We start from the raw sequence: 25,078 nt of genomic DNA on the forward strand, positions 1-25,078 counted from the left end.
TCCCAAAAGGGTAATCATGATGTGTCTGACTCATCGAGGTAACCGGATTGCGTCTGCTGCGCAGCCGAGCGGGAGCAAGCTCCCTCGCCACAGGTAATCATCAGAGTTTGGCTTTGACCGCCGGCAAAGCATCCTTGCCATCCACGGTCTTCACCCCATCGAGCCATTTATCCAGCACCGCCGGGTTGGACTTGATCCAAGCCTTGGCCGCATCGGCATTGCTGACTTTCCTGTTCACCACCTCGGCCATGATGCTGTTCTCCATGTCCTGGGTGAAGCTCAGGTTGGTCAGCAGTTTGCCGACGTTCGGGCAGGCCTGTGCATAACCTTTGCGGGTCAGGGTATGCACACTGCCGGTGTCACCGAAGTATTTCTCGCCGCCCTTCAGATAGTGCATTCTCAGCTGCACGTTCATCGGGTGCGGGGTCCAGCCGAGGAAGGTCACGAATTTCTGTTTTTTCACCGCGCGGGACACTTCCGCCAGCATGGCCTGCTCGCTGGACTCGACCAGTTTCCACTGGCCCATGTCGAAATCGTTTTTCTTGATGATCTCTTGCAGCGAGATGTTTGCCGGCGCGCCGGAGCCGATGCCGTAGATCTTGTGGTCGAACTTGTCGGCGTATTTGTTCAGGTCGGCAAAGTTATGCACACCCGCGTCCCACACGTAGTCCGGAACGGCGAGGGTGAATTCGGTGCCGTCGAGATTCTTCGCCAGCTGTGTGACATCGCCGTTGGCGACGAACTTGTCATAGAAGCCCTGCTGCGCCGGCATCCAGTTACCCAGGAACACATCGACCTGGCCATCCTTGAGCCCGCCAAAGGTGATCGGCACCGCGAGGGTGTCGACCTTGGCCTTGTAGCCCATGCCGTCCAGCAGAAACCCGGTGATGGCATTGGTCGCGGCAATGTCGCTCCAGCCCGGATCGGCCATTTTCACGGTCTCGCAACTCTGATCGGCAAACGCCGATGCACTACCCAGAGCCAGGAGCCCGACCGTCAGTACTGTGGATAACCTTTGCATGGACTTCCCCTTAACATTATTGGTTTTGGCAGGGTTGTGGATAACGTGCTTTACGCTCCAGATCGTCGAGGTCGATGTGGTTGCGCATGTACTGCTGACTGGCGTCCACCAGCGGCTGGTGATCCCAGCTCTTCAGCTTGCCGAGGGTCAGCGCCTCGGCTACGAAACGCCGGCGCCGCTGGCTGGCGAGCACCTGCTGATGAATTGCCGGAATGTTCCATTTGGCCCGAGCTTCGGTGAGAAAATCGTCGAACAGCTGGCGATGTTGCGGCGATTGGCTGAGTTCTTCCAGTTCACGAGGGTCATTCTTTACGTCGAAGAGCAGGCAAGGGTCGTCTTCGCTGTAGATGAATTTGTAGGCACCGCGGCGGATCATCATCAACGGGCTGACGGTGCCTTCGGCCATGTATTCGCCGAATACCTCGTCGTGACCGCCCTGCCCTTGCAGGTGAGGGACCAGCGAGCGGCCGTCCAGCGGCAAGCCGGGCTCCAGCGAGCCGCCGGCCAATTCAACAAACGTTGGTAACAGGTCCGCCGTGGAAACACTGGCGCTGACCCGGCCGGCGCCGAATTGCCCCGGTGCGCTGATCAGCAGTGGCACCCGTGCGGCCATTTCATACCAGTGCATTTTGTACCAGAGGCCGCGCTCGCCGAGCATGTCACCGTGGTCACCGGAAAACACGATGATGGTGTCATCGATCAGCCCGGTATCCTCTAGGGTTTGCAGGAGTTTGCCGACGTTGCTATCGATATAGCTGCACGCGCCGAAATAGGCGCGGCGGGCATCGCGGATCTTATCCACAGGCAGTGGCTTGTCCCACAAGTCGTAGACCTTGAGCAGACGTTGCGAGTGCGGATCGAGGTTCTGCGGGTCCGGGGTTGCAGGCAGCGGGATATCGGCATCGTCGTACAAATCCCAGAAAGCCTTGGGAATTGTGTACGGGTCGTGTGGGTGAGTCATGGAAACGGTCAGGCAGAACGGCTGGTCGCCATCCTCGCGGATATGGTCGAACAGGTACTGCTGGGCCTTGAACACCACCTCTTCGTCGAAATCCAGTTGATTGGTGCGCACGCACGGGCCGGCTTGCAGCACCGACGACATGTTGTGATACCAGGTCGGGCGCACGTCCGGTTCATCCCAGTTCACAGCCCAGCCGTAGTCGGCCGGGTAGATGTCGCTGGTCAGGCGTTCTTCGTAGCCATGCAGCTGGTCTGGCCCACAGAAATGCATCTTGCCCGACAGGGCAGTGCGGTATCCGAGGCGGCGCAGGTAGTGGGCGTAGGTCGGTACGTCGGCGGGGAAATCGGCTGCGTTGTCGTAGGCGCCGATCTTGCTCGGCAACTGGCCACTGACCAGGGTGAAACGCGACGGCGCGCACAGGGGGCTGTTGCAATAAGCCGAGTCGAACACCACGCCTTGTGCGGCGAGGCGGCTGAGATGAGGCAGTTTGATGGGCGAAGGGCCGTAGAACGGCAACATTGGCGCGGCCATTTGATCGGCCATGATGAAAAGAATGTTCTTGCGCTTCATGTGATCGCGGCATTCCATAGTGGATGTTTATGCGAGAGTGCTGGCTTCGAGAATGAAACCCTCGCACCTTGCGGTAAAGCCCGCGCGCGGCAATGACTAGGATAAGCACAGCTTATGTATGACGCCCTTGGTGACCTGTCACTGGATCTGCTTCGTGCCTTCGAAGCGGCGGCCCGTCAGCGCAGTTTTACCGCCGCGGCGGTTGAGTTGGGCACCACGCAACCGGCCATCAGCCAGCAGATAAAGCGCCTGGAAGAGCAACTGGCGACACGCCTGTTCGACCGTATTTATCGCGGTATCGAGTTGACCGAGGCCGGGCAGATACTTTTTGAGCAGGTTCAGCTCGGTTTGCAGAATATCGACGCAGGATTGAGCGCAATCAGCGCACAGCAACAGCATGAAGTGCTGCAGGTGGCCACGGATTTTGCCTTCGCCGCCTATTGGCTGATGCCGCGTTTGCACCGCTTTCACGCGGCCAATCCGCAGGTGGATGTCAGCCTGGTCACCAGTGAACGCAGCCATAACATGCTACGTACCGATATCGATGTGGCGGTGCTGTTCGGCGATGGCCGCTTCAAGCAGGGTGAAAGCCACTGGCTGTTCAGCGAGGAAGTGTTTCCGGTGTGCAGCCCGCAGTTGTTGAGCGAACGCACTCTGCCCTTGCCGGCCCAGGCATTGCTGGAGTTTCCGTTGCTGCACCTGCGTGGGGAGCACAGCAGTAATTGGTTCGACTGGAGTGGTGTGTTCCGCGAGCTGGGCATCACTTCTCCCCCGGCGCCCGGGCAGTTGCGCTTCGACAATTACACTTTGTTGATTCAGGCCGCGATTGGCGGCCAGGGCGTGGCCATCGGCTGGCGCCACCTTGTGGATAACTTGCTGGCGCAAGGGCTGTTGTGTCGACCGATCGGTGAAACGGTGATGTCGAGGCTGGGTTACTACGTGGTGTTGCCCCAGCGCAAAAGACGTAGAGCATTGATCCAGCAGTTTGTGGATTGGTTGATGGCCGAACAGGCCAGTAGTGCGCAATCGCTCAACGGCCTGACGCTGCCGTCCATTGCGGTTTAGCTGTCGGTGGCGATGAAGTTGACGTGCTCTCGGATGTGCAGGTTCAAGTGCAATTCATCGGCAATGCCCACGGCGGTGCGGGCCAGGCGTCCGAGCGGTTCGGACAACCCCGGCTCGAGGTTGCCGCCGGGTTTGGCGAAATGTTCGATGGTCAGCCCAGGTACCCCGCGCGGCTCGTTAACCAGCGTCCACTTCAATGGACTGCTCTGCAGTGCCTCGCGGATTTCCTCGGCGGCGTGACGTTGCAAGCTGTCCTCGGATTCCGGTTCGTCCAGCACGTCGAAATCACCCACCAGAAACAATCGGGCGATGTTTGCTGCCTGCATGCCATCGATTAGCGCATCCACTGCCAGTACCTGCTCGACCGGGCCCGGCACGATGTTTTTTTCTACGTGTTCGCTGTTGAAGGGTAAGCCTGGAGCGTCCAGTAAGCAGATGACCACGGAACTGCCGGCCACACTCTGCTTGACCCGTTGCGCATCGAACAGGTCGCCAGTCTTGGTGCGCAGCCCCGGGCGGGGTGCCAGCGCATTGAGGTCATCGAGAATTGCGATCACTTCATGCTGGCGTCGCAGCATTTCAGCCATCAGCGCACTGCCCAGGCTACTCATGGCACCATAAAGCACCACTTTCACGACGGGGGTTTCGGCATTTTTCATGGCTGGGCTTCCTGTTTTCCAGCGCCTATATGATGTTTGACCCGCAGGAACCGGCGAGGGTTCGAACAGTTTTCAGAGGGGTTCAGATGCAGCAGATCACGGGTTACCACGCCCACGTTTATTTCGATGCCAGCACGATCGGGCAGGCGCGGGCCTTGTGTGAGCAGGCAGCGCGTTTGTTTCCACTGAAAATGGGTCGCGTGCACGAGCGGCCGGTCGGTCCGCACCCGGACTGGAGCTGCCAGTTGGCGTTCGAGCCGCAGGTGTTGGGCGACGTGCTGCCGTGGCTGGCGCTGAACCGCAAGGGGCTGGTGGTGTTTCTGCACCCGGACACCGGCGACGATTTGCTTGACCACACCGAGCATGCGATCTGGATGGGCGCTATTCGGCCGTTGGACCTGTCTATTTTTTGATCAGAGTGTTTCTTGAGCCTCACCGGGTAAGTGTTCGTCCAGATGCAGCCATGGCAAACGGCTGTCAGTCCAGATGTGCCGCTCGGCCGGTGCTTGCTCGGGATGGTCGAGGGTGGCGATGGTCAAGTCGATGCTTTCCGGGCTCAGGTGCGTCACCAGCGCCAGTTGCGCCCCACAGTGGCCGCAGAAATATCGTGCGCAGGTGGATGAAGAATCGTACCGCGACGGCGTCCCGGCCAGCCATTGAAAGGCCGATGCCGGCACGGTGATCCAGGTGGTCACGATGCCGCCGCTGACCCGTCGGCAAATCGAACAATGGCAGTGGGCGATATCGTGCAGCGGCCCGCTGAATTGATAGCGCAGTTGCCCGCAGTGGCAGCCGCCGGTGTGAAGTTTGACCATGCTTCGACCTCCCGCCCTGTGTTCAGGGACTTGAAACCCAATCCGACGACCGGTTGTACTTCCGGTCAACGCTTTCATCGGCGAAAGCTGGCTGAAAGCTTCCCCGATTAGGATCGCCGCCACTACCGGCAAAAGACCGGTTGGCCAATGCCAGCGTTTTATCGCTCGCACAGCCCATTTAACAACAACAATGGTGATTCTGATGTCCTCTTCTATCCGCCGCTTCGCTGCAACTCCGCCCGTACGTCTCGTGCTTCCCGTTCTGCGCTGATCCCGCCCGATCCGCCCATTCCCTAGCCGCGCTACGCCTGGAGTATTCCCATGCTGACTTTCCTTGGCTTCGCCATGGTCATCACGTTCATGTTCCTGATCATGACCAAGCGCCTGTCCGCGCTGATCGCCCTGATCATAATTCCAATCATCTTTGCCCTGTTCGGCGGTTTTTCGCCGAAGATCGGCCCGATGATGCTCGAAGGCATCACCAAGCTTGCGCCGACCGGCGTGATGCTGATGTTCGCTATCTTGTACTTCGCCCTGATGATCGACTCCGGCCTGTTCGACCCGGCCGTGCGCAAGATCCTCAAACTGGTCAAGGGCGACCCGTTGAAAGTTTCGGTCGGCACCGCCGTTCTGGCGCTCGTTGTCTCCTTCGATGGTGACGGCGCGACCACTTACATGATCTGCGTGGCCGCGATGCTGCCGCTCTACAGCCGTATCGGCATGAGCCCGCGGATCATGGCCGGTCTGATCATCCTCGCCGGTGGCGTGATGAACATGACCCCATGGGGCGGCCCGACCGCTCGCGCTGCCAGTGCGTTGCATGTGGACCCGTCCGACATCTTCGTACCGATGATTCCTGCGATGCTGGCCGGTGTGGTGGCGATCCTGGTCATCGCTTACTTCTACGGCAAGCGTGAACGTGCTCGCCTGGGTGAACTGCACCTGGTGGGCGATGAAATCGACCACAGCGAAATCAGCGTTTCGCAGTTCCCGGATGCCCGTCGTCCGAACCTGATCTGGTTCAACGGCGCCCTGACCCTGGCTCTGATGGGCACCCTGATCGCCGGCCTGCTGCCATTGCCGGTGCTGTTCATGGTGGCGTTCAGTATTGCCATGATCGTCAACTATCCCTGCCTGCAACAGCAGAAGGATCGCGTCGCGGCCCACGCCGGTAGCGTGCTGGCGGTAGTCGGGTTGATCTTTGCGGCCGGTATCTTCACCGGTATCCTGACCGGCACCGGGATGGTCGACGCCATGTCGAAAAGCCTGCTGGCGGTGATTCCGGACTTCCTCGGCCCGTACCTGGCGGTGATCACGGCACTGGTAAGCATGCCGTTCACTTTCTTCATGTCGAACGATGCATTTTATTACGGCGTGTTACCGGTTCTTGCCGAAGCTGCCAGCCATTACGGTATAACCGCGGTGGAAATGGCACGTGCCTCGATCGTCGGTCAGCCCGTCCACCTGTTGAGCCCGCTGGTTCCATCGACCTACCTGTTGGTGGCCCTGGCCGGCATCGATTTCGGTGACCACCAGCGCTTCACCCTGAAGTGGGCAGTGCTGGTTTGTATCTGCATACTGATTGCTGCACTGCTGTTGGGGACTTTCCCGGTGTTCAGCACTCTATAAGCCCAAGACTCACCACTTCGGGTCCAGGCTTCGCTGTTTGAAGCCCGGGCCCGTTGTGGTTTAACAATCGCTCAAAGGAATACACATGGAATGGCTGACCAACCCTGAAATCTGGGTTGCCTTCTTCACCCTGACCGCCCTGGAAATCGTCCTGGGTATCGATAACATCATCATGATTTCGATCCTGGTCAGCCGCATGCCTAAACACATGCAGGCGCGCACCCGGATATTCGGTCTGGCGCTGGCCATGGTCACGCGAATCCTGCTTCTGCTGTCGATCACCTGGGTCATGCGCCTGACGGCGGACCTGTTCGTGGTATTCGGCCAGGGTATTTCCGGACGCGACCTGATCCTGTTCTTCGGTGGTCTGTTCCTGCTGTGGAAAAGCTCGCAAGAGATGTACCACGCGCTGGAAGGTGAAGATGAAAGCAACGACGAACCTTCAGGCAAGGGCGGCAACTTCCTCTACACCATCGTCCAGATCGCGATCATCGACATCGTGTTCTCCCTGGACTCGGTGATCACGGCAGTCGGCATGGTGTCCCACGTACCGGTCATGGTCGCGGCGATCATCGTGGCGGTACTGGTGATGATGTGGGCATCTGGCACCATCAGTGAGTTCATCGACAAGCACCCATCGCTGAAGATGCTGGCGCTGTCGTTCCTGTTGATTGTCGGTACGGTGCTGATTGCCGAATCCCTGGACGTGCACGTGCCAAAAGGCTACGTCTACTTCGCCATGGCGTTCTCGCTGGCGGTGGAAGCGATCAACATCAGGATGCGCACTGCCATCGCGAAAAAGAAGAAACAGCAGGATCCGGTAAAGCTGCGCAAGGACATTCCGGGCCAGTAACCCGGTAGCGGTAAATACGCAAAACCTGTGGGAGCGAGCTTGCTCGCGATAGCGGTCTGTCAGTCAACACCCATGTTGAACCTGATGGCCTCATCGCGAGCAGGCTCGCTCCCACTTTGTTTCTGGCTGGTTACATGAATCTGTTTTCATGACGGTTTTGTTTCAATCCCTTCTTTGGCTATGCGATGCTGGCGCGCAGACCGTTAGCCAACTACAGCTTAAGTACAGAACGTAGAACGTCGCGCGGTACCGTCAACTTGCTCCTTTGGGGCGCTACACCACAGGGGGTCATTATGCTCACCCTGCTCAATTTGCTTTCTGCCGTGGCCCTGCTGATCTGGGGCACGCACATCGTCCGAACCGGCATCCTGCGGGTCTACGGCACCAACTTGCGCCATGTCATCAGCCATAACATGTCCAACCGCTGGCTGGCTTTCCTCTCCGGGATCGCCGTGACGGCGATGGTCCAGAGCAGCAACGCCACCGCTATGCTGGTCACTTCCTTTGTTGGCCAGGGCCTGATGGCGCTTACGCCAGCGTTGGTCACCATGCTCGGTGCCGATGTCGGTACGGCCCTGATGGCGCGGGTGCTGACGTTCGATCTGTCGTGGTTGTCGCCCCTGCTGATTTTTGCCGGGGTGATTTTCTTTCTGTCGCGCAAGCAGACCAGACTCGGGCAGATGGGTCGTGTCGCCATTGGTTTGGGGTTGATCATTCTGGCGTTGCAACTGATTGTCGAAGCCGCGCACCCGATTACCCATGCCAAAGGGGTGAAGGTGATTTTCGCCTCGCTCACTGGCGACATCCTGCTCGACGCCTTGGTCGGCGCGCTGTTCGCGATGATTTCCTATTCCAGCCTGGCCGCTGTTTTGCTCACCGCGACCCTGGCGGGCGCCAATGTGATCAGCCTGCCGGTGGCCATCGGGCTGGTGATCGGCGCCAATATCGGCAGCGGCGTACTCGCCTTCCTCAGCACCAGCATGCAGAACGCCGCCGGGCGCCAAGTGGCGCTGGGCAGCCTGCTGTACAAAATGATTGGTCTTTTATTGATCATTCCGGTGCTCGATCCGCTGGTGCACTGGCTCGATGGCCTGGATTTCAGCCCTCAAGAAATGGTCATCGGCTTTCACCTGCTCTACAACACCGCGCGTTGCCTGATCCTGCTGCCCAGCGTTGGGCCGATGGCCAGGTTTTGTGCCTGGGTGCTGCCGGAGCACCCGCTGGCCAACGGTACGGCCAAGCCCCGGCACCTTGATCCCACGGCGTTGGTCACCCCCGGTCTGGCGCTGGCCAACGCGGCCCGGGAAACCCTGCGCATGGGCGACCTGATCGACAACATGCTCGAAGCCATGCTCGACGTTTTGCGCGGCAAACAGACCGCCGTCACCCAGGAAATGAGGCGTCTGACCGACGATGTCGAAGCGCTCTACAGCGCGATCAAGTTGTACCTGGCGCAAATGCCCCGGGAAGATCTCAGCGATCAGGACAGCCGGCGCTGGGCGGAAATCATCGAACTGGCGATCAACCTGAAACTGGCCAGCGACTTGATCGAACGCATGCTGCGCAAGGTCCAGCAGCAGAAAACCTCGCAGCGCCGGTCGTTTTCCGAAGTCGGGCTGGACGAATTGACCGGGCTGCAAACTCAGTTGATCTCCAACCTGCGGCTCGGGATGTCGGTGTTTCTCAGTGGCGACCCGGAAAGTGCCCGCCAGCTGGTGCGTGAAAAACGTCGTTTCCGCGCACAGGAACGGCGCCTGGCCCACGCTCATGTCAGCCGCTTGCAACGTAAAATCGTGCAAAGTATCGAAACCAGTTCGTTGCACCTGGAGCTGATCGCCGACATGAAGCGTCTGAATTCGCTGTTTTGCAGCAGTGCCTACGTGGTGCTGGAAACATCGGACACCGGTGCGCTGGTGGTCGACGATTTGAGCGACATCACTCATTCACCCTGAACGTCCACAGTTGCCTGAAGTCTGTTGAACTTGCGCTAGTCGTACGGAAGCTTGTTATGCGTTGTCTGTTGTTCGCCTGTCTGTTGCTTGGTTCATTCCCGTCATTCGCCCTGGATCGCTTCCAGGTCGAGGGCTACACCCTGCGCAACGGTTTGCAATTGCTGCTCAAACCCGGCACCGACCGCGGGCATGTGGCGATCCGGCTGGTGGTCGGCGTTGGCCTGGACGATTTCAAGTGCGAAGAAAAGGAGCTGCCGCATCTGCTGGAACACCTGTTGTTCAGCGGTATCGACGCCAGTGGCGAAGGTGGCCTGGAGGAACGCATGCAGGCCCTGGGTGGTGAGTGGAACGCGTTCACCAGCAATGCCGATACGACCTTCGTCATCGAAGCTCCGGCGAAAAACCAGCGCAAGGTGCTCGACCTGTTGCTGGCGCTGCTGACCCAGACCCGATTCGACGACAACGCCATCAACGCGGCCAAGCAAGTGGTCGAGCGTGAAGACGGCGGCCACTACTCGCACCTGCAACGCTGGCTCGATCGTCAGGACCTCGGCCACACGGCCAGCAACCAGCTGGCCGTGGAGCTGGGCCTCAAATGCCCGGAGCGCGCGCAAGTCGGTGGCCTGAGCCGTGAACAACTGGAGCAGGTGCGCAAGGATTGGTATGCGCCGAACAACATGACCCTGATCGTGGTAGGTGACCTCGACAAGTTGCTGCCGGCCTATCTGGAGCGGGCGTATGGCGTGCTGGAAGCGATTACGCCTGGCGAGCATCCGCCGCTGCCGCAAATCCAGGCCAGCGCCGCCCATGAGCGCACCTTGACCCACGGACTGGTCGGCAACGGCGCCAAGTTGCACTGGCTGGTGCCGGAGCCGGTACTGGAGGATGGGCACGATGAAACCTTCGATTTGCTCAAGGACTATCTGGATTGGGCGCTCTATCGCCAGTTACGCCTGGTTCACGGTTTGTCCTACGGTCCGTGGGCGGAACGCGAGGTGTTCGGCGGCGTGGGTTTCATGAGCCTCAATGCCGACCTTGAACGCGACGACGTGGCCGATGCCGAACAAGTACTCGAGGATCTGAAGGCCGGGCTGCTCAAGGACGGCCTCAATGCCGACACCTTCAACCGCCTCAAGCAGGCTGCAATTGCCCGCCAGGCCTGGGCCGTACAAGGCAATAGTGCGTTGGCCGACTACTACTGGAGCGCCATTGGCGACTACGAGGACGGTCGCTTCTCCAACCCGACCCGGGAGTTGCAAGGGGTGACCCTGGAAGAGGCGAACAAGGCCGTGCGTGAATTGCTCCTGCAACCGGGGTATTTGCGGATCGAGAAGCCGTTATTCAGTTATGACCAGTTGATGTGGCTGGTGGTCGGGGGATTGGGGTTGATTGTTTTGATCCTGCTGAGCTGGCGTTTGCATCGCAGGAAGTAACCATTCCAACTGGCGAGCGACTAACTGTGGCGAGGGGGCTTGCCCCCGTTGGGTCGCGAAGCGGCCCCAAAATCAGCAACTCCGATCTTAAAGATGCATTGCAGTAATCAGCTTCACGACTGCTTCGCAGCCGAACGGGGGCAAGCCCCCTCGCCACAAGGCCGCGCCAGCGGTACCCTGTCGAGGTTTTTTCCTACGACGACTGTGAAACCGCCGAATGCAAAACCTGACCCTTTTCGTACAGCGCATCCTCGAATTGATGAAGCGCTACCCTGGGGTCATTGCGCTCTGTGGTTTCATCTCCGGGGTGGGCAGTTTCATTCTGGTCGATCGCCAGCAAGGCCTGGCGAGCTGGATCACCACCATCATGCTGATCAGCTGGATCTGGCTGATGCTGGAAAACAGCCTGACCAAGCTGTTCACGCGCATCTTCAAGCGAGAAATCCCGGAACCCTTGCTGCGTTACGCAACGCAGATGATCCATCAGGAAAGCCTGTTCTTTGTCCTGCCGTTCTTTTTCATCACCACGACGTGGAACAGCGGCCAGTTGGTTTTCACCGGGCTGCTGGGCGTCGCGGCGCTGATTTCGATCATCGACCCGCTCTACTACAAATGGTTGGCTCCCCGGCGCTGGGCGTTTCTGGCCCTGCATACCCTGACCCTGTTCGCCGCGCTGCTCACCGCGTTGCCGGTGATCATGCACCTGACCACCGCGCAAAGTTTCAAATGGGCACTGGGTATCTCGGTGCTGTTGTCGTTCCCGAGCCTGGCGTCGATCTTCCCGATTCGTACCGTACGCAGTGCGTTGGCGATTTTGAGTATCACCCTGGGCATTGGCGTCGTCGGTTGGGAGCTGCGCTCGTGGGTGCCGCCGGCGACGCTGTGGATGACCGACGTGGCCATCAGCACGCAAATGCAGGACCGCACGCCTGGCGCCAGCCTCGACGAAGTCAGTGCTGAGCAGATCCGCAATGGCGGGCTCTACGCGTACACCGCGATCAACGCCCCGCGTGGCCTGGACGAGCGGATTTATCACGTCTGGCAGTTCAACGGTAAAGAGGTCGACCGCATCCCTCTGGATATTCGCGGCGGGCGCAAGGAAGGTTACCGGGCCTGGACCCACAAGGAGAATTTCCCGGGCAACCCGGTCGGCAAATGGCAGGTTCGGGTGCTGACCGAAGATGGCCAGGTCATCGGCGTGCTGCGCTTCAAAGTCACGGACAGCACAGCGATCAAAGAAAAGTAGTGCGGTTCGTGCTATTACGTAGAGCTGCGTAATCACTGAACAAGCACGGAGCCTATGATCAGCAGCACAATGGCCGGCAACGCCCGATTAGACACGTCGATTACCCCTGCGCGGTTGCGAGTGACGGGCGACTGGACGCTTGCCCATTACGCTGACCTCAAGCTGTTGAGCGAAAAACTCCACGGCCAGTACGACGCCAACACCCCCGTTGACCTCAATGGACTGGGCGCCCTCGACACCGCGGGCGCCTCGCTGTTGGTAGAGCTGCTCGGCTCCGAGCGCCTCGGCCGCTCCGCCGAACATCCTGATTGCACACTCTCCGCTGCTGATCGCGCGTTGCTGCAAACCGTCTACTGCTCGTTGACCGATTTCTGCGTACCGATCAAGGAGCCGGAAGTCAGCGTTACCATTCAGTTGCTGACCCGTATTGGTCGCGCGGTGGACATCGTCTGGCAGGACACCCTGCAACTGCTGGGTTTCGTTGGCCTGATCATCGAAACCATCGCCCGCGGCCTGTTCCGGCCCAAACGCTGGCGCGTCACGCCGATGATCGCCCATATCGAACAGACCGGCCTCGATGCCGCCCCAATTGTTGCCCTGCTGACCTTTCTGGTGGGCGCCGTGGTGGCGTTTCTCGGGTCGACGGTGCTGGCCACTTTCGGCGCCACTGTCTTCACCGTGGACCTGGTGGGATTTGCCTTTCTGCGCGAGTTCGGTGTGTTGCTGACCGCGATCCTGATGGCCGGGCGCACCGCCAGTGCGTTCACGGCGCAAATCGGTTCGATGAAGGCCAACGAGGAAATCGACGCCATCCGCACCTTGGGCCTCGATCCCGTGGAGTTGCTGGTGGTGCCGCGGGTCCTGGCGTTGCTGATCGCCCTGCCGATGCTGACCTTCCTGGCGATGCTGTCGGGGATTATCGGCGGTGCCGTGGTTTGCGCAGTGGCGCTGGATATCTCGCCGGCAATGTTCATATCACTGCTGCAATCGGACATCGGCGTTCAGCACTTTCTGGTGGGGATCGTCAAAGCACCGGTCTTCGCCTTCCTGATCGCGGCGATTGGTTGCCTCGAAGGCTTCAAGGTCAGCGGCAGTGCTGAGTCGGTGGGCGCACACACCACGTCGAGCGTGGTGCAGTCGATTTTCGTGGTGATCGTGATGGATGCGATAGCCGCGATGTTTTTCATGGAGATGGGCTGGTGAGTCGTATCCCCCGAGCGCCCTCCGAGGCGGTGATTGAAGTACGTGGTTTGTGCAATCGCTTTGGTCGCCAGAGCGTGCACGAGAACCTCGACCTGGATTTGTACAAAGGCGAAATCCTGGCCGTGGTCGGCGGTTCCGGCAGCGGTAAATCGGTGCTGCTGCGCAGCATTGTCGGGTTGCGCGAGCCCAGCGAAGGCGTGGTGAAAGTCTTCGGCAAGAACCTTCCTACTTTGTCCGAACACGAGCGCTCGCTGGTGGAACGACGTTTTGGTGTGCTGTTCCAGAAAGGCGCGCTGTTCTCTTCGCTGACGGTGACCGAGAACGTCGCCCTGCCGCTGATCGAACACGCCGGCTTGAGCCGCAACGATGCCGAGCACCTGGCAGCGGTGAAAATGGCCCTGGCCGGGTTGCCGCTGTCGGCGGCGGAGAAGTACCCCTCATCGCTGTCCGGCGGCATGATCAAGCGTGCTGCGCTGGCCCGGGCATTGGCTCTGGACCCGGATATCCTGTTTCTCGACGAGCCCACCGCCGGTCTCGATCCGATTGGCGCCGCCGCGTTCGACCAATTGATCCTGACCCTGCGCGATGCCTTGGGCCTGAGCGTTTTCCTTGTGACCCACGACCTCGACACGCTCTACACCATTACCGACCGGGTGGCGGTGCTGGCGCAGAAAAAAGTGCTGGTGGCAGACGCCATCGACAAGGTGTCGGAAACCAACGACGCGTGGATTCACGAATACTTCCATGGCCCTCGCGGCCGCGCGGCATTGACGGCCGCCCAACAGCTCAAAGAGGTCTGACATGGAAACCCGAGCCCATCATGTATTGATCGGCCTGTTCACCGTGATTGTGGTGACGGCCGCGCTGCTGTTCGGCCTGTGGCTGGCCAAGTCCAGTGTCGACACCGAGTTCAAGGACTACGAAGTCGTGTTCAACGAGGCGGTCAGCGGTTTGTCCAAGGGCAGTTCGGTGCAGTACAGCGGGATCAAGGTCGGCGACGTGATCTCGCTGCGCCTGGACCCGAAAGACCCGCGCCGGGTGCTGGCGCGAATTCGCCTGGCCGGCGATACCCCGGTCAAGGAAGACACCAATGCCAAGCTGGCCCTGACCGGGGTCACCGGGACCTCGATCATCCAGCTCAGTGGCGGCACGCCTCAGAGCCCGACGCTCAAGGGCAAGGACGGCAACCTGCCGACCATCGTCGCCTCGCCCTCGCCCATCGCCCGCCTGCTCAATGACAGCGAAGACCTGATGGCCGGGGTGAGCACGCTGATGCATAACGCCAACCTGATGTTCTCCACGGAAAACATCGAGCGCATCAGCAATACCCTGGAGCACCTGGAGCAAACCACCGGGACCATTGCCGAGCAGCGCGGCGATATCCGTCAGGCCATGCAGCAACTGGCATCGGTCGGCAAGCAGGCCAACACCATGCTGGAGCAGACCACGGCGCTGATGCGCAATGCCAACGGGCTGCTCAATGATCATGGCAAGGAGGCGCTGGGCAGCGCCGAGCAGGCGATGAAGTCGTTTCAGGAGAGCAGTGCCACCCTCAACAAACTGATCACAGCCAATCAGGATTCGCTCAACAGCGGCATGCAAGGCCTCAATGGCCTGGGCCCGGCCGTGCGCGAGATGCGCGAAACCCTGTCCTCGTTGCGCGTCATTACCAAACGTCTGGAGGCCAACCCCAGCGGTTACCTGCTGGGCAGTGAAAAGACCAAGGAATTCACGCCATGAAGCTGATTCGGATTGCCCTCCTCGCTGGCTTCACGCTGATTAGCTCGTGCTCGATCCTGCCCAAGCCAGAGCCCTTCGAGGTCTATCGATTGCCTTCGGCCCAGAGCGCATCGGCCAGCCATGGAACTCCGCAACGCTGGTCGTTGCGACTGAGCAAACTCCAGTCCAGCGAAGCGTTGAACAGTCCGAGCATTGCAGTGATTCCCCAGGGCGATGTGATCAGCCACTACAAGGGGTCACGCTGGAGCGACCCGACGCCGGTGCTGGTGCGCAATCGCCTGCTGGAAGGTTTCCAGCATGACGGACGGGTGCCGTTGTTGAGCACCGATGACAGCATTTTCCAGACCGATCTTGAATTGGGCGGCAGCCTGCAAGCGTTCCAGACTGAATACCAAGGTACGAATGCCAGCGCGGTCATGCGTCTGGATGCATTGCTGGTGCGCAGCTACGACCAGCGCATCCTCGCCAGCCGCCGCTTTGAAGTGCGCCAGCCACTCAGCGATGTGCAGGTTCCGGCGGTGGTGGTCGGGTTCGGTCAGGCGAGCGATCAGTTGACCGCGCAGGTGGTGAGCTGGGCGGTTGAGCAAGGGCAGAAACTCGCCCCACCGCCAAGACCTTGAGCAAGCCAGCTCCCACAGTTGATTTGTGGAGGCCGCATCAGCGCTGCAAAAACGCCTGATGCAGTTCAGCCAGCGTTTCAAAGTGATACGCCGGCGCTTCGGCGCTCAACTCTTCATGACTGCCGAACCCGTAACCCACCGCCGCCGCGTCCAAGCCATTGCTGCGCGCACCGATCAGGTCGTGCTTGCGGTCGCCGATCATCAAGGTGTTGGCAGGGTCCAGGTTTTCTTCGGCCATCAGGTGAGCGATCAGTTCGATCTTGTTGGTCCGGGTGCCGTCCAGTTCGCTGCCGTAAATCACCTTGAAGTGTTTGGCAAAGTCGAAATGCCGGGCGATTTCCCGAGCGAACACCCACGGTTTCGAAGTGGCGATGTACAGTTGCCTGCCTTGTCCGACCAGGGTTTCCAGCAGCGGCGTGACACCATCGAACACGCGGTTTTCGTAGAGACCGGTGACCTTGAAGCGCTCGCGGTAGAAATTCACTGCCTCCCAGGCCCGGACTTCATCGAAGTCGTAGAACTGCATGAACGCCTGCAACAGCGGTGGGCCGATGAAGTGTTCGAGCTTGGCCAGGTCCGGCTCATCGATACCCAGTTTGCTCAGGGCGAACTGGATCGAACGGGTGATGCCCTCGCGCGGATCGGTGAGGGTGCCATCGAGGTCAAACAAAACGGTTTGGTAATGCATGTCGAATCCTGAATAAGGGGGCCGGGTCAAAGCTGGTCGTAGCCTTCGGCCAGATGCAGGTCCTTGAGCTTCACGTAGTTCGCCGCGCTGTAGGTGAAAAAGGCCCGTTCCTTGTCAGTCAGCGGGCGGATCTGCTTTACCGGGCTGCCAACATACAGGAAGCCGCTTTGCAGATGCTTGCCCGGCGGCACCAGGCTGCCGGCGCCGATGATCACATCATTGTCGACGACCGCGCCGTCCATGACGATGCTGCCCATGCCGATCAATACCCGACTGCCTACCGAACAACCATGCAGCATGACCTTGTGGGCGATGGTCACGTCATCGCCGATCAGCAGCGGAAAGCCATCCGGGTTGAACGGCCCGGCGTGGGTGATGTGCAACACGCAGCCATCCTGCACGCTGGTGCGCGCGCCGATGCGGATGCGGTGCATGTCGCCACGGATCACGGTCAGCGGCCAGACCGAGCTGTCTTCGCCAATTTCAACGTCGCCGATCACCACCGCCGAGCCGTCGACAAAAGCGCCTTTACCCAGCAGCGGCGTGTGGTTCTGATACTTGCGAAGGTTCACGATAGGGTTTCTCTCTGTTGCTGATAGCTGCGGTGAACGTCGATTGTAATTAAGATGGCTGCATGTTTCTCCAGCCAAGGTATCAACCGTGAGCGTGAACAACCCTCTTTTGCAGTCCTATGACCTGCCGCCGTTCTCCGCCATCCGCGCCGAGCACGTGCAACCTGCCATTGAACAGATCCTGGCTGACAACCGTGCCGCCATCGTCGAGATCCTCAAGACCCAGGTCAAACAGCCAACGTGGGCTGGCCTGGTGCTGGCGATGGACGAACTCAACGACCGCCTGGGCGCCGCCTGGAGCCCGGTCAGCCACCTCAATGCCGTGTGCAACAGCGCCGAGCTGCGTGAAGCCTACGAGTCATGCCTGCCGGCCTTGAGCGCCTATTCCACCGAAATGGGTCAGAACCGCGAACTGTTCCAGGCTTTCGAAGCCCTGGCCAACAGTCCGGAGGCCGCCGGTTTCGACGTGGCGCAGAAAACTATCCTGGAACACTCCCTGCGTGACTTCCGTCTGTCGGGTATCGACCTGCCGGAAGCCGAACAGAAACGTTACGCCGAAGTGCAGAGCAAGCTGTCCGAATTGGGCAGCCGTTTCTCCAACCAGTTGCTCGATGCCACTCAAGCGTGGACCAAGCACATCACCGATGAAGCCGCCCTCGTCGGCCTGACCGACTCGGCCAAGGCGCAAATGGCCGCTGCGGCTCAGGCCAAGGATCTGGACGGCTGGCTGATCACCCTGGAATTCCCGAGCTATTACGCGGTGATGACCTACGCCCAGGACCGCGCACTGCGTGAAGAAGTCTACGCGGCCTACTGCACCCGTGCGTCGGACCAGGGGCCGAATGCCGGCCAGAACGACAATGGCCCGATCATGGAAGAAATCCTCGGCCTGCGTCAGGAACTGGCAAAACTCTTGGGTTTCAGCAGTTTCTCCGAACTGAGCCTGGCGACCAAAATGGCCGAGTCCAGCGATCAGGTGCTGAGCTTCCTGCGCGATCTGGCCAAGCGCAGCAAGCCGTTCGCTGCCCAGGATCTGGAACAGCTCAAGGCTTATGCCGCCGAACAGGGCTGCCCGGACCTGCAAAGCTGGGACAGCGGTTTCTACGGCGAAAAACTCCGTGAACAACGCTACAGCGTGGCCCAGGAAGCCCTGCGCGCCTACTTCCCGATCGACAAGGTGCTCGGCGGCCTGTTCGCCATCGTCCAGCGTCTGTACGGCATCGAGATTGCCGAACTCAAAGGCTTCGACACCTGGCACCCGGATGTCCGCCTGTTTGAAATCAAGGAAAACGGCCAGCATGTCGGCCGCTTCTTCTTTGACCTTTACGCCCGCGCCAACAAGCGCGGCGGTGCCTGGATGGATGGCGCCCGCGACCGTCGTCGCACCGCCGGCGGTGTATTGCAAAGCCCGGTGGCGAACCTGGTGTGCAACTTCACCCCGGCCGACAGCGGCAAGCCTGCGCTGCTGACCCACGACGAAGTCACCACCCTGTTCCACGAGTTCGGTCACGGCCTGCATCACCTGCTGACCCGCGTCGAGCATGCTGGCGTGTCCGGCATCAACGGCGTGGCCTGGGATGCCGTCGAACTGCCAAGTCAGTTCATGGAAAACTGGTGCTGGGAGCCGGAAGGTCTGGCGCTGATTTCCGGTCACTATGAATCCGGTGAACCGCTGCCTCAGGACTTGCTCGGAAAAATGCTCGCGGCGAAAAATTTCCAGTCCGGCCTGATGATGGTCCGCCAACTGGAGTTCTCGCTGTTCGACTTCGAACTGCACGCCACCCACGGCGACGGCCGCAGCGTGCTGCAAGTGCTCGAAGGCGTGCGCGACGAGGTTTCGGTGATGCGTCCACCGGCCTACAACCGTTTCCCCAACAGCTTTGCGCACATCTTCGCTGGCGGTTACGCCGCGGGTTACTACAGCTACAAATGGGCTGAAGTGCTGTCCGCCGATGCGTTTTCGAAGTTCGAAGAAGAAGGCGTGCTCAACGCCGACACCGGTCGTGCGTTCCGCGAAGCAATCCTGGCTCGTGGCGGCTCCCAGGAGCCAATGGTGCTGTTCGTCGACTTCCGTGGTCGTGAGCCATCAATTGACGCACTCTTGCGCCACAGCGGCCTGAGTGAGGACGCGGCAGCATGAGTGAGGGACCTGTGATTACGAAAAAACGCTTTATCGCCGGGGCGGTCTGCCCGGCATGCAGCGAGCCGGACAAATTGATGATGTGGAACGAAGATCAGGTCCCGCACCGAGAGTGCGTGGCCTGCGGTTACTCCGACACACTCAATGAGCAAGGGCTGTCGGTGCCCAAGGAGTTGGGTACGCGGGTTAATACCAGCGCACTCAAACCAGCCGACACCAAGGTTCAGGCGGTTCAGTTCTTCCCGAACCCAAAACTGAAGAAAAAGCCGGACGAACAGCACTGAGTGAAAAAAAGCCCCCGTTACGCCATGCAACGGGGGCTTTTCTTATTCGATATGAGCGGACTTGAACCAGCTCTTCATCGAGCACGCGGCGAACGGGCTGGTGCTGCAATCGCCATTGGCCAGGGCCGTGCGCAGTTTGTCGACGTCGGCCTGCATCATGTAGCGGATGCCGTCCTTGAAGTGGGTGCTGTCACCAAAGCCGCCCTGGGTCATTTCGTTCAGGGCCTCTTCCTTGCTCCAGCCCTGGATGACAACCCGATACATGGCCGCCATCAGACCGGTACGGTCGGAACCGTGTTTGCAGTGCATCAGCACCGGGCCTTTGGCTTCGGCAGACTTGATGGCACGCAAGGCCTTGAGCACATCGGCGTCATCCACATGGTTGGTGCGATAAGGCAGCTGTACTTGCGTGATGCCTGGCGTGGACAACCAACTGGAGTCTGCTTCGGGCAGGAAGTTGATCACCGTGCCCACCTTGAGTTTCTCCAGCAGCGGAACCGCGTCCTTGTCCGGCAAGGCGCTGCGATAGAGCGTCGGCGACATCTGGAAGAGGTTGTATTGCTTCTCGACCGGTTGAGCCCAGTCTGCCGGACGTTGCATCACACTGTCGTCAGCAAGTGCCGGAGTCAGGTTAACGAGTGCAACCAGCGACAGGCATATTGCAGATAAAAAACGTGGAAAAGACATGCTTGGCGACCGTTCAGAAAGGGACGGGAAGATGGTGGCAAGGATTAGCCATGTACGGTCAAAGGCCTGTGAGCTGACTGTCAAAGAATCGTGAAGCCTGCGCTCAGGTTATAGTTTCAGTTTGATGAATGCCTTGAGCAAGCCGTTCAGTTCGGCCCCATAGTCAAACACCTGTCCAGTTTCAGGGTTGCGCTCACGACCTTCAAAAGGCGAGCCGGAATCCGCAGATTTGGTCTCGTACACACCGAGGCTATACAGTTGATGATCCTCTTCATCAATGTCAAATACCTCAACATCTATTCGAAGCTCAGCGGGAAGACAATAAAGGTACGCTATGCCCTCTGGAGCAATTACTTGTTGATGATAAAAAGCGAGTGCAAGCTGTGTAAGGGCGGCAATGTCCTTTTCGTCGATGCTATTGTCTGGAGTGACATTGATATCGGACCATGGATCAAAGTCGAACTTTGAAGTCTTGCTATCGTTTTTTATAGCGAGTGTCACGGAGGGAGCGCTTGCGAGAACATCAGCGAACTGCTCCATTGTTTTGTTTGGATACTCGTCTGCCCTTATTAGCTTGATAACTACCTGCACATCTTCTGGCGTTTTTATTTTTTGTAGATAAGCACCGGTTTTTATGGGCTGGGACATTTTTTATCCTCGTGGCTGTCTGGAATGCATGCGGGAGCCCGCATGCATTCGGCAGTTGTGCTTTCCAGTGATTGGAAAGTCAGGGCTCAGGGATTGACGATACTGGCATAAGCCTTTGCCAGCGCCTGTAACTTGGCTTTGTCGTCGGCACCGATGTTTCCGTCTCCATCGACATCCTTGCCAACGGCCCTGATGCTGAACGAGTTACCACGGTCTGTGGAAACAGCAGTGTAAAACTCCGAGTCGACCAGGCTTTCAATTTGAACATTGTTTTCCGCGTCCCAACTTAACTCTTTTCGAGCCAGTTGTAGCGAAACCAGTGTGTTGGGCTCCGAAGGACTCGGTTGCATAAGTTGCAGAAAGATACCGCGCTGATTAAAGAAAGACATTAATAAATCCCTTTATTTGATGGCTGTTGAGGGTGTTGCTTGTCGGACTGAATATACGGGTGGGTATTGGATCTAACCACTGACTATATGTTTCCTCAGTTTTCTCATCATTGTTGAACAGGTCAGCTCACGGCACCCTGTCGCCAGATGAATGGCTGAGCGGTACTGGTCGATTCGCAGCACTTCGGATACTGTATGGATATACAGATCAAGGAGTCCGCCGATGGTTAGCTCTCTGCCTCCCCGTGGTCGCGGCACCGCAACCAACCCGCACAATCGCTTTGCCCCCAGCCATTCGGTGGTTGAGGACGACGGCTGGTACCAGGAAGTACCACTCACCCAGGGCACCGAGGTGAGCATTGAAACGGCGAAAACCATCATTACCCGCAACACGTCACCGGACTTGCCCTTCGACCGATCGATCAATCCCTATCGCGGTTGCGAGCATGGCTGTATCTATTGCTACGCGAGGCCCAGCCATGCCTATTGGGACATGTCGCCCGGGCTGGATTTCGAAACCAGACTCATCGCCAAGACCAACGCCGCGCAGGTGCTGGAGGAGCAACTCTCAAAACGTGGGTATCAATGTGCGCCGATCAACCTCGGCTCCAACACCGACCCCTATCAGCCGATCGAGCGTGAATACAGGATCACCCGGCAAACCCTCGAAGTACTCCTGCGTTACCGACACCCCGTGACTATCGTCACCAAGGGCTCACTGATTCTTCGCGACCTGGACCTGCTGACCGAGCTTGCCAGCCAAAGACTGGTGGCAGTAATGATCAGCCTGACCACCCTGGACGACGAACTCAAACGCATCCTTGAACCCCGCGCTGCGGCGCCCAAGGCCCGGTTGCGGGCGATCAGGGTCATGCGCGAGGCGGGCATTCCGGTGGGCGTGCTGTGTTCACCGATGATTCCGATGATCAACGACAGTGAGCTCGAAAGCCTGCTCACCGAGGCTCATGCGGCCGGGGCGAAAAGTGCTGCTTACATGATGTTGCGTCTGCCGCTGGAAGTGGCGCCACTGTTCGAAGAATGGCTGGGCGCCCACTATCCGCAACGGGCGGCGCATGTGCTGAGCCTGATTCGCCAGAGCCGTGGCGGTGAGCTCTACGACAGCCGCTTTGGCGCTCGAATGCGCGGTGAAGGCCCTTTCGCCGACCTGCTGGCACAGCGCTTTGCCAAAACCATCAAGCGCCTGGGGCTCAATCACCGGGAAGGCTTTGACCTGGACTGCAATGCCTTTTGTCCGCCCGGTCGCCAAATGTCGTTGATTTGAGGGCAATTGGCCTATGGTTGAGTACTGAAGACCGCGCTCACGCCTTAGGCTGGTCACGTTTTTTGTGACCTGTAACACGCATTCTAGAGCGTTTTATTCAGTTTCAATTAAGATTCGGCCGCTACCTTGTTCATCGAGTGACTGATGGGTCGAGATGCTTGACCTGGATGTTTTTTAACCAGCCACTGGCTTCACACCGGACCGCACGGGATGACTCCCTGAGCCCGCCAATGAGGATGAATTGATGAGTGACAAGGATAAACAGCCGTTGGCTGCGTCGGCTTCAGCCCAACCCGAGGCCGAAACCGCCGATGCAGCGTTGCAGCATATCGTTGACGGCTTTTTGCATTTTCATCATGAGATCTTTCCTCAGCAGGAAGAGCTCTTCAAGAAACTCGCCACGGCCCAGCGGCCACGAGCGATGTTCATCGCCTGCGCCGACTCGCGCATCGTTCCCGAGTTAATTACCCAGAGTTCCCCCGGCGACCTGTTCGTGACTCGTAACGTGGGCAACGTCGTGCCGCCCTACGGGCAAATGAACGGCGGTGTTTCTACGGCCATCGAGTACGCCGTACTGGCTTTGGGGGTGCATCACATCATCATTTGCGGGCATTCCGACTGCGGTGCCATGCGCGCGGTGCTCAACCCGGACAGTCTGGAAAAAATGCCCACGGTCAAAGCCTGGCTGCGTCATGCCGAAGTGGCCAAAACCATGGTGCAGGAGAACTGCAACTGCTCTAGCGAAAGTGAAAGCATGCACATCCTCACCGAAGAAAATGTGATTGCCCAATTGCAGCATCTGCGCACCCATCCGTCGGTGGCCTCGCGCATGGCCAACGGTCAGCTGTTTATTCACGGCTGGGTCTACAACATCGAAACCAGCGAAATAAAAGCGTACGACGCCGATCAAGGCTGTTTCCTGCCGCTCAATGGCAGCCTGCCAATTCCCGTGGCGACGCCCAAAGCGCGCTTCTAAATCCTCCTAAATCGTTGTGTGGTTCAGCCGAGGCTGCCGTTCAGGCAGCCTGGCTTTGCCATGACTGAAGAAAACTTCGGGAGATTCACCATGCGTGCTGTTCGACTCAAAGCTGTTCTGCCACGGGAGCTGCTGGCTTCGGTGGTTGTGTTTCTGGTCGCCCTGCCCCTGTGCATGGGCATCGCGATTGCCTCGGGGCTGCCGCCGGCCAAGGGTCTGATCACCGGCATCATCGGTGGTCTGGTGGTCGGCTGGTTGGCCGGTTCGCCACTGCAAGTCAGCGGCCCGGCGGCGGGCCTGGCCGTTCTGGTGTTCGAGTTGGTCCGCCAGCACGGTATTGCCATGCTTGGGCCAATTTTGTTGCTGGCGGGATTGCTGCAACTGGTGGCTGGCCGTTTGAAGCTGGGTTGCTGGTTTCGGGTGACGGCACCGGCGGTGGTGTACGGCATGCTGGCCGGGATTGGCGTGCTGATCATCCTGTCTCAGGTGCATGTGATGCTGGATGCCGTGCCCAAACCCTCGGGCCTGGATAACCTGGCGGCCTTCCCGGCGGCGCTGGCTCAGGCGTTGCCCACGTTTGGCTGGCAAGCCGGTTTGCTCGGTTTGTCGACGATCGCCGTCATGTGGCTGTGGGAGAAACTCCGTCCGCAATCCCTGCGCTTCATTCCTGGCGCGCTACTCGGCGTCGGTCTGGCCACGCTTGCCAGCCTTGTGCTGGCGTTGCAGGTCAAACGGGTTGAGGTTCCGGCCAACCTGACGGAGGCCATCGACTGGCTGAAGCCAGCGGATCTGCTCAACCTGGCTGATCCGAACTTGCTGATCGCGGCGTTTGCCGTGGCCTTCATCGCGAGCGCCGAAACCTTGCTCTCAGCCGCCGCGGTTGATCGCATGCACAGTGGTCAGCGCTCGGACTTCGACCGGGAACTGTCGGCGCAAGGTATCGGCAACATGTTGTGTGGCCTGCTTGGGGCGTTGCCGATGACCGGCGTTATCGTACGCAGTTCGGCGAATGTTCAGGCCGGCGCAACCACGCGGTTTTCGACCATTTTCCACGGCCTGTGGTTGTTGGCGTTTGTACTGTTGTTGTCCCGCGTGCTGCAAAGCATTCCGGTGGCGAGCCTGGCGGGCGTGCTGGTTTACACCGGTTTCAAGCTGGTGGATCTCAAGGTCTTCCGTGGTTTGGGCCGGTATGGTCGGGCGCCGATGTTCACCTATGCGGCAACCGCGCTCGCCATTGTTTTCACGGACCTGCTGACCGGCGTGTTGATTGGCTTCGGCCTGACGCTGGTGAAACTGGCGCTGAGAGCTTCGCGGTTGAAAATCAGCCTGATCGACCTGCCCCAGGAAGGGGAAATGGAATTGCGCCTGGTGGGCGCGGCGACCTTCCTCAAAGTGCCGGCGCTGACCCAGGTGCTGGGCAGTATTCCACCCGGCGCGACGGTGCATGTGCCGCTCAACAACCTGAGCTACATCGATCACTCGTGTCTGGAGCTACTGGAGGAGTGGGGCCGGGCGAATGCGGCCAAGGGCTCGAAGCTGTTGATTGAATCGCGGGGGTTGAAGCGCAGGCTTGAAGGGCGGGTGCGGACGAACACAGGTATAGGTGCGGCTGGTTGAGGTCCAATGTGGGAGCGAGCTTGCTCGC

General features: G+C 59.3%; 25 protein-coding genes. 16 read left to right on the forward strand and 9 right to left on the reverse strand.

What is annotated here, in order from left to right; translation table 11 throughout:
• Window positions 1–100 precede the first annotated feature (100 nt).
• Window positions 101–1,021: a choline ABC transporter substrate-binding protein gene (gene choX / locus KGA96_RS02865; RefSeq protein ID WP_223465158.1), complete on the reverse strand. Its 921-nt coding sequence runs from the start codon at window positions 1,019–1,021 to the stop codon at window positions 101–103.
• Between the two features lie 16 nt (window positions 1,022–1,037).
• Window positions 1,038–2,552, reverse strand: coding sequence for a choline-sulfatase (gene betC / locus KGA96_RS02870; protein ID WP_223465149.1), 1,515 nt, complete (start codon window positions 2,550–2,552; stop codon window positions 1,038–1,040).
• Between the two features lie 114 nt (window positions 2,553–2,666).
• Here betC and KGA96_RS02875 point away from each other — a divergent pair, with 114 nt between their 5' ends.
• Window positions 2,667–3,617 (forward strand): choline sulfate utilization transcriptional regulator, encoded by a 951-nt coding sequence (locus tag KGA96_RS02875; RefSeq protein ID WP_046042714.1) that lies wholly within the window; start codon window positions 2,667–2,669, stop codon window positions 3,615–3,617.
• Here the strand turns inward: KGA96_RS02875 and KGA96_RS02880 are convergent.
• Window positions 3,614–4,276, reverse strand: coding sequence for an NAD(P)-dependent oxidoreductase (locus KGA96_RS02880; protein ID WP_046042713.1), 663 nt, complete (start codon window positions 4,274–4,276; stop codon window positions 3,614–3,616). The two genes, KGA96_RS02875 and KGA96_RS02880, sit on opposite strands and share 4 nt — an antisense overlap.
• An 86-nt stretch (window positions 4,277–4,362) precedes the next feature.
• On the opposite strand from KGA96_RS02880, the gene KGA96_RS02885 reads away from it, so the two are divergent.
• A complete protein-coding gene (locus tag KGA96_RS02885; protein WP_046042712.1) occupies window positions 4,363–4,689 on the forward strand; it encodes a DOPA 4,5-dioxygenase family protein in 327 nt (108 codons plus the stop codon).
• Here KGA96_RS02885 and KGA96_RS02890 read toward each other — a convergent pair whose 3' ends face one another.
• Entirely contained in the window at window positions 4,690–5,091 is a 402-nt protein-coding gene (locus tag KGA96_RS02890; RefSeq protein ID WP_046042711.1) for a GFA family protein, read from the reverse strand.
• 321 nt (window positions 5,092–5,412) lie between these two features.
• Between KGA96_RS02890 and KGA96_RS02895 the strand changes: the two genes are divergently transcribed.
• The 9 genes from KGA96_RS02895 (at window position 5,413) to KGA96_RS02935 (ending at window position 15,767) form a co-directional block, all read left to right on the forward strand.
• Window positions 5,413–6,720 carry a CitMHS family transporter gene (locus KGA96_RS02895; protein ID WP_223511518.1) on the forward strand — a complete coding sequence of 436 codons (1,308 nt, stop codon included), beginning with the start codon at window positions 5,413–5,415 and terminating at the stop codon, window positions 6,718–6,720.
• An 85-nt stretch (window positions 6,721–6,805) separates the two neighbouring features.
• Entirely contained in the window at window positions 6,806–7,573 is a 768-nt protein-coding gene (locus KGA96_RS02900; protein WP_046042709.1) for a TerC family protein, read from the forward strand.
• A 293-nt stretch (window positions 7,574–7,866) separates the two neighbouring features.
• Window positions 7,867–9,525 (forward strand): Na/Pi cotransporter family protein, encoded by a 1,659-nt coding sequence (locus KGA96_RS02905; protein WP_046042708.1) that lies wholly within the window; start codon window positions 7,867–7,869, stop codon window positions 9,523–9,525.
• A 56-nt stretch (window positions 9,526–9,581) separates the two neighbouring features.
• A complete protein-coding gene (locus tag KGA96_RS02910) occupies window positions 9,582–10,958 on the forward strand; it encodes a M16 family metallopeptidase (RefSeq protein ID WP_223511520.1) in 1,377 nt (458 codons plus the stop codon).
• A 217-nt stretch (window positions 10,959–11,175) separates the two neighbouring features.
• Entirely contained in the window at window positions 11,176–12,204 is a 1,029-nt protein-coding gene (locus KGA96_RS02915) for a DUF5924 family protein (RefSeq protein WP_046042706.1), read from the forward strand.
• 54 nt (window positions 12,205–12,258) lie between these two features.
• Window positions 12,259–13,407: an ABC transporter permease gene (locus KGA96_RS02920; protein WP_046042705.1), complete on the forward strand. Its 1,149-nt coding sequence runs from the start codon at window positions 12,259–12,261 to the stop codon at window positions 13,405–13,407.
• Window positions 13,404–14,207, forward strand: coding sequence for an ABC transporter ATP-binding protein (locus KGA96_RS02925; RefSeq protein WP_046042704.1), 804 nt, complete (start codon window positions 13,404–13,406; stop codon window positions 14,205–14,207). The genes KGA96_RS02920 and KGA96_RS02925 overlap by 4 nt, the downstream gene beginning before the upstream one ends.
• 1 nt (window position 14,208) lies before the next feature.
• Window positions 14,209–15,147, forward strand: coding sequence for an MlaD family protein (locus tag KGA96_RS02930; protein WP_223511529.1), 939 nt, complete (start codon window positions 14,209–14,211; stop codon window positions 15,145–15,147).
• Window positions 15,144–15,767, forward strand: coding sequence for an ABC-type transport auxiliary lipoprotein family protein (locus KGA96_RS02935; protein WP_223511533.1), 624 nt, complete (start codon window positions 15,144–15,146; stop codon window positions 15,765–15,767). Before KGA96_RS02930 ends, KGA96_RS02935 begins: the two co-directional genes overlap by 4 nt.
• Window positions 15,768–15,804: 37 nt before the next feature.
• Here the strand turns inward: KGA96_RS02935 and KGA96_RS02940 are convergent, their stop codons facing one another.
• Together KGA96_RS02940 and KGA96_RS02945 are read right to left on the reverse strand one after the other, a co-directional pair.
• A complete protein-coding gene (locus KGA96_RS02940; protein ID WP_046042701.1) occupies window positions 15,805–16,455 on the reverse strand; it encodes an HAD family hydrolase in 651 nt (216 codons plus the stop codon).
• Between the two features lie 26 nt (window positions 16,456–16,481).
• Window positions 16,482–17,027, reverse strand: coding sequence for a gamma carbonic anhydrase family protein (locus tag KGA96_RS02945; protein WP_046042700.1), 546 nt, complete (start codon window positions 17,025–17,027; stop codon window positions 16,482–16,484).
• 88 nt (window positions 17,028–17,115) lie between these two features.
• Here KGA96_RS02945 and prlC point away from each other — a divergent pair, with 88 nt between their 5' ends.
• Window positions 17,116–19,167 (forward strand): oligopeptidase A, encoded by a 2,052-nt coding sequence (prlC, locus tag KGA96_RS02950; RefSeq protein ID WP_223511542.1) that lies wholly within the window; start codon window positions 17,116–17,118, stop codon window positions 19,165–19,167.
• Window positions 19,164–19,451 carry a YheV family putative zinc ribbon protein gene (locus KGA96_RS02955; protein ID WP_008018424.1) on the forward strand — a complete coding sequence of 96 codons (288 nt, stop codon included), beginning with the start codon at window positions 19,164–19,166 and terminating at the stop codon, window positions 19,449–19,451. Before prlC ends, KGA96_RS02955 begins: the two co-directional genes overlap by 4 nt.
• A gap of 42 nt (window positions 19,452–19,493) precedes the next feature.
• Here KGA96_RS02955 and KGA96_RS02960 read toward each other — a convergent pair whose 3' ends face one another.
• From KGA96_RS02960 to KGA96_RS02970, 3 genes are all read right to left on the reverse strand, one after another.
• Window positions 19,494–20,138 (reverse strand): dual specificity protein phosphatase family protein, encoded by a 645-nt coding sequence (locus KGA96_RS02960; RefSeq protein ID WP_223465141.1) that lies wholly within the window; start codon window positions 20,136–20,138, stop codon window positions 19,494–19,496.
• Between the two features lie 108 nt (window positions 20,139–20,246).
• Window positions 20,247–20,786, reverse strand: coding sequence for a hypothetical protein (locus tag KGA96_RS02965; protein WP_223465138.1), 540 nt, complete (start codon window positions 20,784–20,786; stop codon window positions 20,247–20,249).
• Between the two features lie 86 nt (window positions 20,787–20,872).
• Window positions 20,873–21,175 (reverse strand): hypothetical protein, encoded by a 303-nt coding sequence (locus KGA96_RS02970; protein ID WP_046042696.1) that lies wholly within the window; start codon window positions 21,173–21,175, stop codon window positions 20,873–20,875.
• 223 nt (window positions 21,176–21,398) lie between these two features.
• On the opposite strand from KGA96_RS02970, the gene KGA96_RS02975 reads away from it, so the two are divergent.
• The 3 genes from KGA96_RS02975 to KGA96_RS02985 all read left to right on the forward strand — a co-directional run bounded on the left by KGA96_RS02975 (window position 21,399) and on the right by KGA96_RS02985 (window position 25,050).
• Complete coding sequence (locus KGA96_RS02975; protein ID WP_223511544.1) at window positions 21,399–22,457, forward strand: PA0069 family radical SAM protein; 1,059 nt, start codon at window positions 21,399–21,401, stop codon at window positions 22,455–22,457.
• 244 nt (window positions 22,458–22,701) lie between these two features.
• The gene (locus KGA96_RS02980) at window positions 22,702–23,433 is read left to right on the forward strand and encodes a carbonic anhydrase (protein ID WP_008045785.1); all 732 of its coding nucleotides are present in this window, start codon (window positions 22,702–22,704) and stop codon (window positions 23,431–23,433) included.
• Window positions 23,434–23,523: 90 nt separating this feature from the next.
• Window positions 23,524–25,050, forward strand: a complete 1,527-nt coding sequence (locus KGA96_RS02985; RefSeq protein WP_223511546.1) for a SulP family inorganic anion transporter — start codon at window positions 23,524–23,526, stop codon at window positions 25,048–25,050.
• Window positions 25,051–25,078: the final 28 nt, after the last annotated feature.

The organism is Pseudomonas sp. GL-R-26, assembly GCF_019947365.1.
GTDB lineage: Bacteria > Pseudomonadota > Gammaproteobacteria > Pseudomonadales > Pseudomonadaceae > Aquipseudomonas.

Coding starts and splice junctions, on each gene's coding strand:
- choX (WP_223465158.1), bottom strand. CDS start 1,021: ATGCAAAGGTTATCCACAGTACTGACGGTCGGGCTCCTGGCTCTGGGT.
- betC (WP_223465149.1), bottom strand. CDS start 2,552: ATGAAGCGCAAGAACATTCTTTTCATCATGGCCGATCAAATGGCCGCG.
- KGA96_RS02875 (WP_046042714.1), top strand. CDS start 2,667: ATGTATGACGCCCTTGGTGACCTGTCACTGGATCTGCTTCGTGCCTTC.
- KGA96_RS02880 (WP_046042713.1), bottom strand. CDS start 4,276: ATGAAAAATGCCGAAACCCCCGTCGTGAAAGTGGTGCTTTATGGTGCC.
- KGA96_RS02885 (WP_046042712.1), top strand. CDS start 4,363: ATGCAGCAGATCACGGGTTACCACGCCCACGTTTATTTCGATGCCAGC.
- KGA96_RS02890 (WP_046042711.1), bottom strand. CDS start 5,091: ATGGTCAAACTTCACACCGGCGGCTGCCACTGCGGGCAACTGCGCTAT.
- KGA96_RS02895 (WP_223511518.1), top strand. CDS start 5,413: ATGCTGACTTTCCTTGGCTTCGCCATGGTCATCACGTTCATGTTCCTG.
- KGA96_RS02900 (WP_046042709.1), top strand. CDS start 6,806: ATGGAATGGCTGACCAACCCTGAAATCTGGGTTGCCTTCTTCACCCTG.
- KGA96_RS02905 (WP_046042708.1), top strand. CDS start 7,867: ATGCTCACCCTGCTCAATTTGCTTTCTGCCGTGGCCCTGCTGATCTGG.
- KGA96_RS02910 (WP_223511520.1), top strand. CDS start 9,582: ATGCGTTGTCTGTTGTTCGCCTGTCTGTTGCTTGGTTCATTCCCGTCA.
- KGA96_RS02915 (WP_046042706.1), top strand. CDS start 11,176: ATGCAAAACCTGACCCTTTTCGTACAGCGCATCCTCGAATTGATGAAG.
- KGA96_RS02920 (WP_046042705.1), top strand. CDS start 12,259: ATGATCAGCAGCACAATGGCCGGCAACGCCCGATTAGACACGTCGATT.
- KGA96_RS02930 (WP_223511529.1), top strand. CDS start 14,209: ATGGAAACCCGAGCCCATCATGTATTGATCGGCCTGTTCACCGTGATT.
- KGA96_RS02935 (WP_223511533.1), top strand. CDS start 15,144: ATGAAGCTGATTCGGATTGCCCTCCTCGCTGGCTTCACGCTGATTAGC.
- KGA96_RS02940 (WP_046042701.1), bottom strand. CDS start 16,455: ATGCATTACCAAACCGTTTTGTTTGACCTCGATGGCACCCTCACCGAT.
- KGA96_RS02955 (WP_008018424.1), top strand. CDS start 19,164: ATGAGTGAGGGACCTGTGATTACGAAAAAACGCTTTATCGCCGGGGCG.
- KGA96_RS02960 (WP_223465141.1), bottom strand. CDS start 20,138: ATGTCTTTTCCACGTTTTTTATCTGCAATATGCCTGTCGCTGGTTGCA.
- KGA96_RS02965 (WP_223465138.1), bottom strand. CDS start 20,786: ATGTCCCAGCCCATAAAAACCGGTGCTTATCTACAAAAAATAAAAACG.
- KGA96_RS02970 (WP_046042696.1), bottom strand. CDS start 21,175: ATGTCTTTCTTTAATCAGCGCGGTATCTTTCTGCAACTTATGCAACCG.
- KGA96_RS02975 (WP_223511544.1), top strand. CDS start 21,399: ATGGTTAGCTCTCTGCCTCCCCGTGGTCGCGGCACCGCAACCAACCCG.
- KGA96_RS02980 (WP_008045785.1), top strand. CDS start 22,702: ATGAGTGACAAGGATAAACAGCCGTTGGCTGCGTCGGCTTCAGCCCAA.
- KGA96_RS02985 (WP_223511546.1), top strand. CDS start 23,524: ATGCGTGCTGTTCGACTCAAAGCTGTTCTGCCACGGGAGCTGCTGGCT.